We start from the raw sequence: 13448 nt of genomic DNA on the forward strand, positions 1-13448 counted from the left end.
TTAACAGAAGGAGTTTAACCATGCTGGGTTTGAAACGGGTTCACCATATTGCCATCATTGCGACCGACTACGCCCGCAGTAAAGCGTTCTATTGCGATATTCTGGGGTTTACGCTGCAAAGTGAGTTTTATCGCGCCGAGCGCGATTCCTGGAAAGGCGATCTGGCGCTCAACGGCGAGTATGTGATTGAGTTGTTCTCGTTCCCGTTTCCGCCAGCCCGCCCCAGTCGTCCGGAAGCCTGCGGGCTGCGTCATCTGGCCTTTAGCGTGGATGATATCGACGCCGCGGTAGCCCATCTCACCGCGCATGGCGTGGAGTGCGAAGCGATTCGTGTCGATCCCTTTACCGGTAAACGCTTTACCTTCTTTAGCGATCCGGACGACCTGCCGCTGGAAATATATCAGCAGTAAATCTTGCCAGCGCGGCCCTGGCCCGGTAACGTGCCGGGCCATCACTTCTCGGTATGTTCGTGGATATGACGGCTGATATTGCGCATACGCTTCATCCCCATCGCCAGCTGCTGGTGGCCTTCAGCGGCGGTCTGGACTCGACGGTTCTTCTGCATCAGCTGGTGCTGCTGCGGGAACAGGATCCCTCGCTGACGCTGCGGGCGGTGCATGTTCACCACGGCCTTAGCGCCCACGCAGACGACTGGGTGGCGCATTGTCGGCAGATTTGCCAGCAGTGGCAGGTGCCGCTGGTGGTGCATCACGTGACGTTAGCCCGGGGAGGGCTGGGCGTCGAGGCCCACGCTCGTGCGGCGCGCTATCAGGCCTTTCAGGATACGCTCAATGCCGGCGAGGTGTTAGTGACCGCCCAGCACCAGGACGATCAGTGCGAAACCCTGCTGCTGGCGTTAAAACGCGGCAGCGGTCCTACCGGCCTGTCGGCGATGGCGCCATCCTCTGCCTTTGCCGGCAGTCGACTGCTGCGTCCTCTCCTCAATGAAACCCGCGAATCACTACGCCAGTGGGCGCTCGCCCATCAGCTGTCGTGGATCGAAGATGAGAGTAATCAGGATGATACCTATGACCGCAATTTCCTGCGCCTGCGGGTGATCCCGGTGCTGCGCGAGCGTTGGCCGCACTTTAGCGAGGCCGTCGCCCGCAGCGCCAGCCTGTGCGCCGAGCAGGAACAACTGCTGGACGAGATGTTGGCGGCGGAGCTGGCGTCGCTGGTGGCCGAAGATGGCTCGCTGGCTATCGCGCCGCTGGCGACGATGAGTCCGCCGCGCCGAGCGGCGCTGCTGCGTCGCTGGCTCGCCGGGCAGCAGGCGCCGATGCCCGCCCGCGAGGTGCCTGAGCGCCTCTGGCACGAGGTGGCGCTGGCGCGGGAAGATGCCAGCCCCTGTCTGCGGCTGGGGGAATTTACCGTCCGCCGTTTTCAACAGCGTTTGTACTGGGTGAAGTATCTTCCCGGTCAGACGGACAGCGTTCAGCGCTGGCCCGACTGGCGCCAGCCGCTGCGGCTGGGGGAGCTGACGCTGCAGCCCGGCGGCAGGCTGCGCCCGCCGTCGGCGGATGAGCCGGTCACCGTCCGCTTTCGCGCCAGCGGCCACCTGCATATTGTCGGGCGCCATGGCGGACGCAAGCTTAAGAAGCTCTGGCAGGAGCTGGGCGTTGCTCCGTGGCGACGAGACACCACGCCGCTGCTGTTTTACGGCGAAACGCCGATTGCCGCAGCGGACGATCTGTTTGTGACCACAGAAGGTGAAGTGAAGGACGGGGAAGGGGTCAGGCTGATGTGGAGGAAAACGGGCGATTAAGCCCGTTTTTGATTCAGGATTCGCTCACCACCACGGTGCCGATTTCCGGGTGACTGAAGCTGGCGATTTTATCCAGGCGCAGCTCGCGGACGTTGCCGGCGAGTTCGACCACCAGATACTCGATATTTTTTCGCGAGATAAGATCGCTGGCCTTTGCCTGCAGCTGTTCGCCATCCTTCAGCGCCAGCGTCAGCACCAGGTGATGCTGGCAGGCCAGCTCCAGGTTGTCGTAATCATCGCAGTTAATGGGTTGATAAGTATCATTCATTGACATAATCGCTCACCAGTAAGTTTGCTGCCGCATAAGCGGCCTTTTCCCTGACTGACTCCGAAAGGGCCTCATCCGCCGCAATCTCATTCAATACTTTCAACACGCAACCCAGCGCATCCGGGATATACCCTAAGTCTCCGCTGGCTATTTCCGCATACCGCTTGCGTATTAACTCACAATAGTGGTCCACATGCCCTCCTGTCAGCGTTCTGACTCAACCGTGGGATGCAAGTTTAAGCCTACGAAGATAAACTCTGTTTAGCAAGGGAACTATATCATAGTCATTTAAGCAATTTCAGCAGGATGAAACAGGTTGCTGCGATTGACGACAGCCTTTTGCCGCCAGTTTCGCTACAATGTACGCCATTCTTTTCAGGAGTTTATTCATGGCGCTGAAAGCGACAATATATAAAGCTGCGGTAAATGTAGCCGATCTGGATCGCAACCAGTTTCTGGATGCTAACCTGACGCTGGCTCAGCATCCGTCAGAAACCCAGGAGCGCATGATGCTGCGCCTGCTGGCATGGATCAAATATGCCGATGAACGGCTACAGTTTACCCGCGGTCTGTCGTCGGATGACGAGCCGGAGCTGTGGCTGCTTAACGATCATCTCGGGGTCGATCTGTGGATCGAACTGGGTCTGCCGGATGAGCGGCGGATTAAGAAAGCCTGCTCACGGGCGCAGGCGGTGGCGCTGTTTGCCTATAATAGCCGGGCAGCTGAAATCTGGTGGCAGCAGAATCAGAGCAAGCTTGCGGCGTACCCGAAGCTGACCATCTGGTATCTTGATGATGCGCAACTGGCACTGCTTAGCGCCTTTGCCGACCGTACCATGACGCTGCAGGCCACTCTGCAGGAGGGCAGTATCTGGTTATCCGACGCTCGGAATAATCTGGAAATTCAGCTTACCGCCTGGCAAGCGTCGGCATGATTACTATTAGCCGCAGCGTAGCCCTTGCCGACGACGAGATCGTCTTGTCAGGCATTCGCGCCCAGGGAGCAGGGGGGCAGCATGTAAACAAAGCGTCGACGGCGATCCATCTGCGCTTTGATATTAAAGCTTCAAGCCTGCCGGAGTTTTACAAAGAGCGCCTGCTCGCCGCCAGCCACCACTTAATTTCTGCTGACGGTGTGGTTATCATTAAGGCTCAGGAATACCGCAGCCAGGAGATGAACCGTGAAGCGGCGATCGCCCGGCTGGTGGCCCTTATTAAAGAATTAACCGCAGTGCAAAAAAGTCGCCGGGAGACGCGACCGACTCGGGCATCGAAAGAGCGACGCCTTGCTTCCAAGGCACAGAAGTCCTCAGTCAAGGCGCTGCGTGGGAAAGTTCGCCAGTGAAGGCGTCGGCGAACGGGTGAAATGGATGATAAGGAAAGCAAAGTGAAGAAAATCGTATTCTCCGTGATAGCGGCCTGTTCGCTGTTCGCGCTGTTTGGTTGTAACCATCGCGCCGAGACTGACACGGTCCAGCCAGCGGCGATGGAAGAGCTCAAGCCGATGCAGCAAAGCTGGCGAGGCGTGCTGCCTTGCGCGGATTGCGAAGGTATCGACACCTCGCTGTTCCTGGAAAAAGACGGGACCTGGGTGATGAATGAGCACTACCAGGGCGCCCGTCGTGAGCCGTCATCCTTTGCCTCGTACGGCACCTGGGCACGTACCGCGGATAAGCTGGTGCTGACCAACAGCAAGGGCGAGAAATCTTACTTTCGCGCGAAAGGCGACAAGCTGGAGATGCTCGACCGCAACGGAAGCCCCATTCAGTCTCCTCTCAACTATACCCTGGAGCCAGTGAAGGCCAGCCTGCCGACGACGCCGATGGCGATGCGCGGCATGTATTTCTATATGGCCGATGCGGCAACCTTTACCGATTGTGCGACCGGTAAACGCGTCGCGGTGGCGAACAATGCCCAGCTTGAACGGGATTATGCCGCCGCGCGCGGGACCGATACTCGCCCGGTACTGCTGGTGGTAGAAGGGCACTTTACTCTCGAAGCGAACCCGGATACCGGCGAGATGATGAAAACGCTGATGACGGATCAAGCCGGCAAATTTATTCCCGGTAAAGACTGCAGCCATTGATTGTCAGGCCCCTGTCCGGGTAACGGGCAGGGGATGATCCCGCGCAGTACCACCTACTTCCTCCTGTTATTAGCCCTGTCACATCAAGAGTGAGCGTGGATCTGGCTAGCGGAAAAGCGTCAATCGTTTCTTTACTCCGCACCGTCCTTCGGTTTGTTCAGCCCCACCAGCTTACCGGCCTGAAGATAAACTCCCAGTTTCAAATGCCCGACATACTGGAGCTGCGTTTCGGGTTTAAACGTGGCGACGTCTCCTTCCCGCATGTGCAGCAGATCGGAAGGACTGATCCACGCCGCCTGCGCGAGCGTCAGCGGATGCCCGGCTCGGACAAAGGCCTCGCTGACAAACTCCGAGCAAAACCACGCTTTCTTGTCGCCGCTTGCCGCATCGCCCAGCTGCGCTTTAGCCAGGCCGCTCACGCACTGCTGGCGAAAGTCTCGTGAGAAGGGGTTGAGCGAGCAGAGCGGTTTGGTGACCATATAAGGGATAAACTGAATAATGCCGCGATAGTTATACCCGCTGTCTTTGACCTGCCAGGCAAAACTTTTCATCGCCGTCGCCTGGTCCGGCGTCAGGTCAGGCACCCTGAGAGCAAAGAGTTTATCGCTGTGCGCCAGCGCCTGCTGAAGGGTAATCACTTGTACGCCGGCACCGGTGGCTTCCGCAACCTGACCTTCGCCAACATACAGCGCGACGTGGCTTACGGAAGAGGCGCTGAAGGCGCGGATCCCAAGCGATGTGACGCCCAGGCTGGAGGAGAACAGCAGGTCGCCGGAGCGCAGGTCGCTTTCGGCGATTTCGCGCAGTCCGCTGCCGGCAATCGAGCTTTGACGCTGGAGGGTAACAGCCCAGGATGATGAATGGTCATCGGCAGCAGATGTGGAAGGCGAGCTGCGGCCGACGTCCAGGGTACAGGCGGTAAGCAGGAGCAGGGCAAAAGTAAGCAGTCCGCTGCGGAGGAGATGTGCAGTCATTGGTACTGTCCTTGTAAAAAAAAAGCCCTGACATCCGTTCAGGGCCCTGAGGTGGGTGTTAGCCTTTTATCGCTTTAACCAGATATTCCACAATATCTCCGGTCTTAATCAGCTGCTTCTCACCGTTGCGACGATACTTGTATTCGATATCATCGTTGTCGAGGTTACGATCTCCCAGCACGATGGTGTGCGGGATACCGATCAGCTCCATATCGGCGAACATCACGCCCGGACGCTCTTTACGATCGTCCATCAGCACTTCAATACCCTGGGCGCTCAGCTCGGCGTACAGTTTCTCCGCCAGCTCCTGCACACGGTAAGACTTGTGCATGTTCATCGGCAGGATCGCCACCTGGAACGGCGCAATCGCATCCGGCCAGACGATACCGCGATCGTCAAAGTTCTGCTCAATCGCCGCCGCTACCACGCGAGTCACCCCGATACCATAGCAGCCCATGGTCAGGATCTGGTTACGGCCATCTTCGCCCTGGACCGCGGCTTTCATCGCCTCGGAGTACTTCGTCCCCAGCTGGAAGATATGACCCACTTCGATACCGCGCTTAATAAGCAGGGTACCTTTACCGTCCGGGCTCGGGTCGCCGGCGACGACATTACGGATGTCGGCCACTTCTGGCGTCGCGACATCGCGGTCCCAGTTGATGCCGAAGTAGTGTTTGCCATCGATGTTGGCGCCAGCGGCGAAATCGCTCATCACCGCTACAGTACGGTCGATAATCACCGGAACCGGCATGTTCACCGGGCCCAGGGAGCCAGGACCGGCGTTCACCAGGGCGCGGATCTCTTCTTCGGTGGCGAAGGTCAGCGGGCTGGCGACCTGCGGCAGTTTTTCCGCTTTCACTTCGTTCAGCTCGTGATCGCCGCGCACCAGCAGGGCAACCAGCGGGGAAGCGCTATCTTCAACCGCTTTCACCAGCAGAGTTTTCACGGTTTTTTCGATCGGCAGGTTGAACTGCTCCACCAGCTCGGCGATGGTTTTGGCGTTCGGCGTATCGACCAGGGTCATCTCCTGGGTGGCGGCTGCGCGCGGCTCTTTCGGCGCAACGGCCTCCGCAAACTCGATGTTTGCCGCGTAGTCGGAGCTGTCGGAGAAGATCACATCGTCTTCGCCGCTCTGCGCCAGCACCTGGAATTCATGAGAGGCGCTGCCGCCGATAGAACCGGTGTCAGCCTGTACCGCGCGGAAATCCAGCCCCATACGGCTGAAGATTTTGCTGTAAGCGGCATACATCGCGTCGTAGGTTTCCTGCAGCGATTCCTGCGAAGTATGGAAAGAGTAGGCATCTTTCATCAGGAATTCACGGGAGCGCATCACCCCGAAACGCGGGCGTACTTCGTCGCGGAATTTGGTCTGGATCTGATAGAAGTTCAGCGGCAGCTGTTTATAGGAGTTCAGCTCGTTGCGGATCAGATCGGTAATGACCTCTTCGTGGGTTGGGCCGAGGACGAACGGACGATCGCCGCGATCGGCAATGCGCAACAGTTCCGGGCCGTACTGCTCCCAGCGCCCGCTCTCCTGCCACAGTTCAGATGGCTGAACGACCGGCATTAACACCTCGATCGCACCGGCGTTGTTCATTTCTTCACGCACGATGTTTTCGACTTTTTTCAGGACGCGCACGCCGGTCGGCAGCCAGGTGTATAACCCGGAGGCCAGCTTGCGGATCATCCCGGCGCGCAGCATCAGCTGATGGCTGATTACCTCGGCGTCGGCAGGTGTCTCCTTCAGAGTGGAGAGCAGATATTGGCTAGTACGCATGTTGTAACGGTTCCAGTTAAACGAGCGGAACAGGCTGGTTGCCCAGCCTGAAACAAAAAAGTGGTTTAGTTTACCAGTGTGGCAAAGATGCCAAAAGAGAGGAAAATAAAATTAGCGCGCTTCGAGGGCAAAGACTTCAAAACCGGAGGCAATCACCCGCCAGCGGACGTTGAAATCCAGCAGCCAGACGGCATACGTTTTTCCCGCTTGTTCCTCTTTTCGGTAGGCCGGACGCGGATCCTGCGCCAGCACCTCGCGGATAAACGCTTTGATATGTGGGTAACGTTTTTCCAGCGTGAGTAACTGTGCGTCTATTTCCGGCGTAAAGCTGACGTTCATACCCGCCAGCGGCGCCTGCTGTGCATAGCTGGCGCTGGCGTCCGGCAGGGCTTCGGCGAAAGGAAGATACGGTTTGATATCAACCACCGGCGTCCCGTCGACGAGATCGAGGCTGCCGAGTTCCAGTATTACCTGATCTTTCTGACAGCGAATGCCCTTGAGCTCAACGAGCGACATGCCGATGGGATTAGGGCGAAACGTTGAACGGGTGGCGAAGACGCCCATCCGCGCATTGCCGCCCAGTCGGGGAGGTCGCACCGTCGGACGCCAACCGCCTTCCATTGTCTGATGAAACACAAACAGGATCCACAGATGGCTGAAGCTCTCCAGGCCACGCACGGCGTCGGCCTGGTTATAGGGCGCGACCAGATGGAGTTCTCCGCCGCCGTGTTTCACCAGGCCTGGCTGGCGAGGAACGGCAAACTTCTCTTTATACGGCGAACGGATGACGCCTATTTGCGCGAACTGAAATGCGCTCATTGCGCCGAGACGTTAAGCGCTGAACCCAGGCAAACGGCCTGACGGTAGCAGCCTGGCGTACCGCTGGTCACTTCGCAGCGGTGAAGCAGGACGGCATTAGCTTTCATACGCGCGGCATTAATTTGCAGACGCTTGCGCGCGGTGGGGATATTCGGCGGAGAATCCTGATTCGAAGCCTGGCAGGACTCGCCAGATACTTCACCCAGATCGCGGAACGGTTTACCAACCAGCTCTGACGCATCGGTGTAAATACGTACTGGGGCCGGGCGGGTGGCGCGCGGTTTGCTCGGCTCAGATTTAACCGGCGGGGTTGCAGTGCTTTGAGCAGGCTCAACGGGAGATCTGCTTAGCATGGAACAACCGCTTAACATGAGTGCTAACAAACAGATCGGTAAAGCACGCATAGTATTTCCTCAATGAATAAAAAACAGGGCGTTATTGAATCAGGTGCTTGCATAAATGACAAGACGGGCGTGAAGCCCGTCCTGAATGATATTACGGTGAGAAAAGATTACCAGCCTTTCACGGCACCGCCGTTAAAGATCTTGTTTGCTGCTTCGTAAACTTCATCGCTCTGGTAAGCCTGAACGAATTTTTTCACATTCTCAGCATCTTTATTGTCTTCACGCGCCACAATCAGGTTCACGTAAGGAGACTCTTTACCTTCAACAAAGATGCCGTCTTTCGCCGGGGTCAGGCCAATCTGGCTGGCGTAAGTGGTGTTGATAACGGCCAGCGCAATCTGCGCATCGTCCAGGGAACGCGGCAGCTGCGGCGCCTCCAGTTCAACAATCTTCAGGTTTTTCGGGTTCTCGACGATGTCCAGCGAGGTCGGCAGCAGGCCTACGCCATCCTTCAGTTTGATCAGGCCCACCTGCTGCAGCAGCAGCAGAGAACGACCGAGGTTGGTCGGATCGTTAGGGACGGCGATCTGCGAGCCCGGCTGCAGTTCGTCCAGCGATTTGATTTTCTTCGAATAACCCGCGATCGGGTAGACGAAGGTGTTACCGACAGCCACCAGCTTATAGCCGCGGTCTTTAATCTGCTGATCGAGATACGGTTTATGCTGGAAGGCGTTCACGTCGATATCGCCTTTGCTCAGCGCTTCGTTCGGCAGAACGTAATCGTTGAAGGTCACCAGCTCAACATCGAGGCCATACTTCTCTTTTGCCACTTTCTGCGCAACTTCAGCGACCTGCTGTTCCGCCCCGACGATAACGCCGACTTTAATATGATTCGGATCTTTTTCATCCTGACCGCAACCCACCAGCGCCAGAGAACCGATTAACGCGCCGACTGCCGCAAAAGTTTTGAAATTAAAGGCCATGTTATTTCCTTCCTGTAAGAATGAGTGTTGTCTGCCAATAACGTTATTTGTGAGTCACAGCCCGGACGATGCGATCGCCAGAGAATTGAATTAAATAAACCAGAACAACCAGCAATACCAGTACGGTATTCATCACGGTGGCGTTATATCCAATATAGCCATACTGATAACCAATCTGACCCAGGCCACCGGCGCCCACCGCGCCGCCCATTGCGGAATAACCCACCAGCGTGATGAGCGTGATGGTGGCGGCGTTGACCAGACCCGGCAGTGCTTCAGGTAGCAGGACTTTGCGCACGATCTGCAGCGGCGTGGCACCCATCGCGCGGGAGGCTTCAATAAGGCCGGTGGGGATCTCCAGCAGGGCGTTCTCCACCATGCGGGCGATAAACGGCGCGGCGCCAACTGTTAATGGCACAATCGCTGCCTGCAGGCCGATAGAGGTACCGACAATCACGCGGGTGAACGGAATCATCCAGACCAGCAGGATAATGAACGGGATGGAGCGGAAAATATTCACCAGCGCCGAGAGCGTGCGGTACAGTTTGGCATTGGCGACGATTTGCCCCGGACGGGTAACGTACAGCAGCACGCCCACCGGCAGGCCGAGGACAAAACCGAAGAAGCCAGAGACAAAAGTCATTGCCAGCGTTTCCCATACGCCGCGCAACAGCAGCCACATCATTGCCTCAGACATAACCCAATACCTCTACTTTTACATGATGTTCCTGCAGCCAGGCGATGGCCGCCTGAGTGTCTTCCTGTGTACCGTGCATTTCGGTGAGCATGATGCCGAACTTCACCCCGCCGGCATAATCCATCTGCGCGCTGATAATGTTGTTATTCACGTTGAAGCGACGCGCGGTTTCAGAGAGCAGCGGCGCATCGACGGAGTGGCCGGTAAATTCCATGCGCAGCATCGGTACGCTATCCGCTGTGGCGGTAGGTTTCAGGCGCGCCTGATAGTCATCCGGAATATCGAGGTGCAGAGTGGACTGAATAAACTGCTGAGCCAGCGGCGTCTTCGGATGGGAGAAGACTTCGCTCACGGTGTCCTGCTCGATCAGTTGACCATTACTAATGACCGCCACGCAGTCGCAGATACGTTTAACCACGTCCATTTCATGGGTGATCAACAGAATGGTCAGCCCCAGACGACGGTTAATGTCTTTCAGCAGTTCGAGAATGGAACGGGTAGTGGCCGGATCCAGGGCGCTGGTGGCTTCATCGCACAGCAATACTTTAGGATTGCTGGCCAGCGCGCGGGCAATCGCCACGCGCTGTTTCTGGCCGCCGGAGAGGTTGGCCGGGTAGCTGTCGTGCTTATCACCCAGACCGACAAGATCCAGCAGCTCCGTGACACGGCGTTTGATTTCAGCCTGCGGCGTGTTATCCAGCTCCAGGGGTAATGCCACGTTGCCGAAAACGGTCCGCGAGGCCAACAGGTTAAAATGCTGGAAAATCATGCCAATTTGACGGCGAGCGCGGGTTAGCTCTTTCTCCGACAGGGCAGTCAGTTCCTGACCGTCAACCTGTACGCTGCCCTCGGTCGGGCGCTCCAGCAGGTTCACGCAGCGAATCAGCGTACTTTTACCGGCGCCGGAGGCACCGATGACGCCGTAAATCTGTCCGGCAGGGACATGCAGGCTGACGTTATTCAGCGCCTGAATGCTGCGATTCCCCTGCTGGAATACTTTGGTGATATTGGAAAGTTTAATCATCAGTTATTTATTATCGTTTAGCCGTTTGCCGTGGCATTTTCTTCTGCCGTATCCAGGCGATGCCTGGCAATGAAATGGATGTTAAGGCATCCAGACGTCTAAATCAATCTGACTCTTTATAATGAGCACTTTCTTGCATGCGGAAACATGCGATACTAGCGGCACTAGTCTTTTTCAGGAGCAAACCGGTGGCAAAGTCAGTACCCGCAATTTTTCTCGACCGTGACGGCACTATTAATGTCGATCATGGCTACGTCCACGAAATCGACAATTTTGAATTTATCGATGGCGTCATTGACGCGATGCGCGAACTAAAAGAGATGGGCTACGCGCTGGTGCTGGTCACTAACCAGTCCGGTATTGCCCGCGGTAAATTTACCGAAGCCCAGTTTGAAACGCTGACCGAATGGATGGACTGGTCTCTGGCAGACCGCGGTGTCGACCTCGACGGTATCTACTATTGCCCGCATCACCCGCAGGGTGCGGTTGAGGAGTACCGTCAGACCTGTGATTGTCGTAAACCGCATCCGGGGATGCTGATTTCCGCCCGCGACTATCTGCATATCGATATGGCTGCTTCTTATATGGTAGGGGACAAACTGGAAGATATGCAGGCGGCAGCGGCTGCGGATGTCGGGACTAAAGTACTGGTGCGCACCGGTAAACCCCTGACTGAAGAAGCGGAAAAAGCGGCGGATTGGGTGCTAAATAGCCTGGCAGAGCTGCCGGCGGCGATTAAAAAGCAGCAAAAATAAGCGTTGCGTTTAAAAGATGAGCGGTTGAAATAAAATTGTATTTTTCCGCTTGTCATTCCCGGAGAGCTCCCTATAATGCGCCTCCATCGACACGGCGGATGTGAATCACTTCACACAAACAGCCAGTTCGGTTGCAGAGAAAAATCCTGAAAAACGGGTTGACTCTGAAAGAGGAAGGCGTAATATACGCCACCTCGCGACAGAGCGCTAAAGCGCGTCGCAACTGCTCTTTAACAATTTATCAGACAATCTGTGTGGGCACTCAAAGTGACATGGATTCTTAACGTCCTCGGACGAAAAATGAATACCAAGTCTCAAGAGTGAACACGTAATTCATTACGAAGTTTAATTCTTTGAGCATCAAACTTAAATTGAAGAGTTTGATCATGGCTCAGATTGAACGCTGGCGGCAGGCCTAACACATGCAAGTCGAGCGGTAGCACAGAGAGCTTGCTCTCGGGTGACGAGCGGCGGACGGGTGAGTAATGTCTGGGAAACTGCCTGATGGAGGGGGATAACTACTGGAAACGGTAGCTAATACCGCATAACGTCGCAAGACCAAAGTGGGGGACCTTCGGGCCTCATGCCATCAGATGTGCCCAGATGGGATTAGCTAGTAGGTGGGGTAATGGCTCACCTAGGCGACGATCCCTAGCTGGTCTGAGAGGATGACCAGCCACACTGGAACTGAGACACGGTCCAGACTCCTACGGGAGGCAGCAGTGGGGAATATTGCACAATGGGCGCAAGCCTGATGCAGCCATGCCGCGTGTGTGAAGAAGGCCTTCGGGTTGTAAAGCACTTTCAGCGGGGAGGAAGGCGTTAAGGTTAATAACCTTGGCGATTGACGTTACCCGCAGAAGAAGCACCGGCTAACTCCGTGCCAGCAGCCGCGGTAATACGGAGGGTGCAAGCGTTAATCGGAATTACTGGGCGTAAAGCGCACGCAGGCGGTCTGTCAAGTCGGATGTGAAATCCCCGGGCTCAACCTGGGAACTGCATTCGAAACTGGCAGGCTAGAGTCTTGTAGAGGGGGGTAGAATTCCAGGTGTAGCGGTGAAATGCGTAGAGATCTGGAGGAATACCGGTGGCGAAGGCGGCCCCCTGGACAAAGACTGACGCTCAGGTGCGAAAGCGTGGGGAGCAAACAGGATTAGATACCCTGGTAGTCCACGCCGTAAACGATGTCGATTTGGAGGTTGTGCCCTTGAGGCGTGGCTTCCGGAGCTAACGCGTTAAATCGACCGCCTGGGGAGTACGGCCGCAAGGTTAAAACTCAAATGAATTGACGGGGGCCCGCACAAGCGGTGGAGCATGTGGTTTAATTCGATGCAACGCGAAGAACCTTACCTGGTCTTGACATCCACAGAACTTTCCAGAGATGGATTGGTGCCTTCGGGAACTGTGAGACAGGTGCTGCATGGCTGTCGTCAGCTCGTGTTGTGAAATGTTGGGTTAAGTCCCGCAACGAGCGCAACCCTTATCCTTTGTTGCCAGCGGTTAGGCCGGGAACTCAAAGGAGACTGCCAGTGATAAACTGGAGGAAGGTGGGGATGACGTCAAGTCATCATGGCCCTTACGACCAGGGCTACACACGTGCTACAATGGCATATACAAAGAGAAGCGACCTCGCGAGAGCAAGCGGACCTCATAAAGTATGTCGTAGTCCGGATTGGAGTCTGCAACTCGACTCCATGAAGTCGGAATCGCTAGTAATCGTAGATCAGAATGCTACGGTGAATACGTTCCCGGGCCTTGTACACACCGCCCGTCACACCATGGGAGTGGGTTGCAAAAGAAGTAGGTAGCTTAACCTTCGGGAGGGCGCTTACCACTTTGTGATTCATGACTGGGGTGAAGTCGTAACAAGGTAACCGTAGGGGAACCTGCGGTTGGATCACCTCCTTACCTTAAAGAACCTGCCTTTGTAGTGCTCACACAGATTGTCTGATGAAA

The 13448-nt window shown here is 56.2% G+C and carries 15 protein-coding genes and 1 rRNA gene; 7 read left to right on the forward strand and 9 right to left on the reverse strand.

The genetic code is table 11. The annotated features are described in order from the left end of the window. The first annotated feature begins 20 nt into the window (after positions 1 to 20). Both BHE81_RS01620 and tilS read left to right on the forward strand, forming a co-directional pair. Positions 21 to 410 (forward strand): VOC family protein, encoded by a 390-nt coding sequence (locus BHE81_RS01620; RefSeq protein ID WP_002889387.1) that lies wholly within the window; start codon positions 21 to 23, stop codon positions 408 to 410. A gap of 53 nt (positions 411 to 463) precedes the next feature. Further along, complete coding sequence (gene tilS, locus BHE81_RS01625) at positions 464 to 1765, forward strand: tRNA lysidine(34) synthetase TilS (protein ID WP_149888779.1); 1302 nt, start codon at positions 464 to 466, stop codon at positions 1763 to 1765. Between the two features lie 13 nt (positions 1766 to 1778). Here the strand turns inward: tilS and rof are convergent, their stop codons facing one another. Together rof and BHE81_RS01635 are read right to left on the reverse strand one after the other, a co-directional pair. Continuing rightward, positions 1779 to 2039 carry a Rho-binding antiterminator gene (rof, locus tag BHE81_RS01630; protein WP_002889424.1) on the reverse strand — a complete coding sequence of 87 codons (261 nt, stop codon included), beginning with the start codon at positions 2037 to 2039 and terminating at the stop codon, positions 1779 to 1781. Continuing rightward, positions 2026 to 2226: a YaeP family protein gene (locus tag BHE81_RS01635; RefSeq protein ID WP_002889429.1), complete on the reverse strand. Its 201-nt coding sequence runs from the start codon at positions 2224 to 2226 to the stop codon at positions 2026 to 2028. Before BHE81_RS01635 ends, rof begins: the two co-directional genes overlap by 14 nt. Positions 2227 to 2422: 196 nt before the next feature. Here BHE81_RS01635 and BHE81_RS01640 point away from each other — a divergent pair, with 196 nt between their 5' ends. Genes BHE81_RS01640 through nlpE form a run of 3 tightly spaced genes read left to right on the forward strand, consistent with a single transcriptional unit; the run spans position 2423 to position 4119 of the window. Beyond that, on the forward strand, positions 2423 to 2968 hold the full coding sequence (locus tag BHE81_RS01640) for a YaeQ family protein (protein ID WP_002889431.1): 546 nt from the start codon (positions 2423 to 2425) through the stop codon (positions 2966 to 2968). Beyond that, positions 2965 to 3378 (forward strand): alternative ribosome rescue aminoacyl-tRNA hydrolase ArfB, encoded by a 414-nt coding sequence (arfB, locus tag BHE81_RS01645; RefSeq protein WP_002889433.1) that lies wholly within the window; start codon positions 2965 to 2967, stop codon positions 3376 to 3378. Before BHE81_RS01640 ends, arfB begins: the two co-directional genes overlap by 4 nt. Positions 3379 to 3420: 42 nt before the next feature. Beyond that, positions 3421 to 4119 carry an envelope stress response activation lipoprotein NlpE gene (gene nlpE / locus BHE81_RS01650; RefSeq protein ID WP_002889435.1) on the forward strand — a complete coding sequence of 233 codons (699 nt, stop codon included), beginning with the start codon at positions 3421 to 3423 and terminating at the stop codon, positions 4117 to 4119. Between the two features lie 131 nt (positions 4120 to 4250). Here nlpE and BHE81_RS01655 read toward each other — a convergent pair whose 3' ends face one another. The 7 genes from BHE81_RS01655 to metN form a co-directional block, all read right to left on the reverse strand. Further along, positions 4251 to 5093 carry a YaeF family permuted papain-like enzyme gene (locus BHE81_RS01655; RefSeq protein ID WP_004212714.1) on the reverse strand — a complete coding sequence of 281 codons (843 nt, stop codon included), beginning with the start codon at positions 5091 to 5093 and terminating at the stop codon, positions 4251 to 4253. 58 nt (positions 5094 to 5151) lie between these two features. Continuing rightward, entirely contained in the window at positions 5152 to 6870 is a 1719-nt protein-coding gene (gene proS, locus BHE81_RS01660) for a proline--tRNA ligase (protein ID WP_004151928.1), read from the reverse strand. Between the two features lie 111 nt (positions 6871 to 6981). Further along, a complete protein-coding gene (tsaA, locus tag BHE81_RS01665) occupies positions 6982 to 7689 on the reverse strand; it encodes a tRNA (N6-threonylcarbamoyladenosine(37)-N6)-methyltransferase TrmO (RefSeq protein ID WP_004178661.1) in 708 nt (235 codons plus the stop codon). After that, a complete protein-coding gene (gene rcsF, locus BHE81_RS01670; RefSeq protein ID WP_002889443.1) occupies positions 7686 to 8093 on the reverse strand; it encodes an Rcs stress response system protein RcsF in 408 nt (135 codons plus the stop codon). The genes tsaA and rcsF overlap by 4 nt, the downstream gene beginning before the upstream one ends. Positions 8094 to 8200: 107 nt before the next feature. Beyond that, a complete protein-coding gene (metQ, locus tag BHE81_RS01675; RefSeq protein WP_002889445.1) occupies positions 8201 to 9016 on the reverse strand; it encodes a methionine ABC transporter substrate-binding lipoprotein MetQ in 816 nt (271 codons plus the stop codon). Positions 9017 to 9059: 43 nt separating this feature from the next. Beyond that, the gene (locus tag BHE81_RS01680) at positions 9060 to 9713 is read right to left on the reverse strand and encodes a methionine ABC transporter permease MetI (protein ID WP_002889448.1); all 654 of its coding nucleotides are present in this window, start codon (positions 9711 to 9713) and stop codon (positions 9060 to 9062) included. After that, positions 9706 to 10737, reverse strand: a complete 1032-nt coding sequence (gene metN, locus BHE81_RS01685) for a methionine ABC transporter ATP-binding protein MetN (RefSeq protein ID WP_002889450.1) — start codon at positions 10735 to 10737, stop codon at positions 9706 to 9708. The genes BHE81_RS01680 and metN overlap by 8 nt, the downstream gene beginning before the upstream one ends. Positions 10738 to 10925: 188 nt before the next feature. Here metN and gmhB point away from each other — a divergent pair, with 188 nt between their 5' ends. Beyond that, positions 10926 to 11492: a D-glycero-beta-D-manno-heptose 1,7-bisphosphate 7-phosphatase gene (gene gmhB / locus BHE81_RS01690; RefSeq protein WP_002889452.1), complete on the forward strand. Its 567-nt coding sequence runs from the start codon at positions 10926 to 10928 to the stop codon at positions 11490 to 11492. 368 nt (positions 11493 to 11860) lie between these two features. Then, positions 11861 to 13400: ribosomal RNA gene (locus BHE81_RS01695) — 16S ribosomal RNA — on the forward strand. The last annotated feature ends 48 nt before the right edge of the window (positions 13401 to 13448 follow it).

The sequence above is a fragment of the Klebsiella sp. AqSCr genome (assembly GCF_008452795.1).
Classification (GTDB): Bacteria; Pseudomonadota; Gammaproteobacteria; order Enterobacterales; family Enterobacteriaceae; genus Klebsiella; species Klebsiella pneumoniae.

Excerpts from the sequence above, each read along its gene's own strand:
- BHE81_RS01620 (WP_002889387.1), top strand. The coding sequence starts at position 21 with ATGCTGGGTTTGAAACGGGTTCACCATATTGCCATCATTGCGACCGAC.
- tilS (WP_149888779.1), top strand. The coding sequence starts at position 464 with ATGTTCGTGGATATGACGGCTGATATTGCGCATACGCTTCATCCCCAT.
- rof (WP_002889424.1), bottom strand. The coding sequence starts at position 2,039 with ATGTCAATGAATGATACTTATCAACCCATTAACTGCGATGATTACGAC.
- BHE81_RS01640 (WP_002889431.1), top strand. The coding sequence starts at position 2,423 with ATGGCGCTGAAAGCGACAATATATAAAGCTGCGGTAAATGTAGCCGAT.
- arfB (WP_002889433.1), top strand. The coding sequence starts at position 2,965 with ATGATTACTATTAGCCGCAGCGTAGCCCTTGCCGACGACGAGATCGTC.
- BHE81_RS01655 (WP_004212714.1), bottom strand. The coding sequence starts at position 5,093 with ATGACTGCACATCTCCTCCGCAGCGGACTGCTTACTTTTGCCCTGCTC.
- proS (WP_004151928.1), bottom strand. The coding sequence starts at position 6,870 with ATGCGTACTAGCCAATATCTGCTCTCCACTCTGAAGGAGACACCTGCC.
- tsaA (WP_004178661.1), bottom strand. The coding sequence starts at position 7,689 with ATGAGCGCATTTCAGTTCGCGCAAATAGGCGTCATCCGTTCGCCGTAT.
- rcsF (WP_002889443.1), bottom strand. The coding sequence starts at position 8,093 with ATGCGTGCTTTACCGATCTGTTTGTTAGCACTCATGTTAAGCGGTTGT.
- metQ (WP_002889445.1), bottom strand. The coding sequence starts at position 9,016 with ATGGCCTTTAATTTCAAAACTTTTGCGGCAGTCGGCGCGTTAATCGGT.
- BHE81_RS01680 (WP_002889448.1), bottom strand. The coding sequence starts at position 9,713 with ATGTCTGAGGCAATGATGTGGCTGCTGTTGCGCGGCGTATGGGAAACG.
- metN (WP_002889450.1), bottom strand. The coding sequence starts at position 10,737 with ATGATTAAACTTTCCAATATCACCAAAGTATTCCAGCAGGGGAATCGC.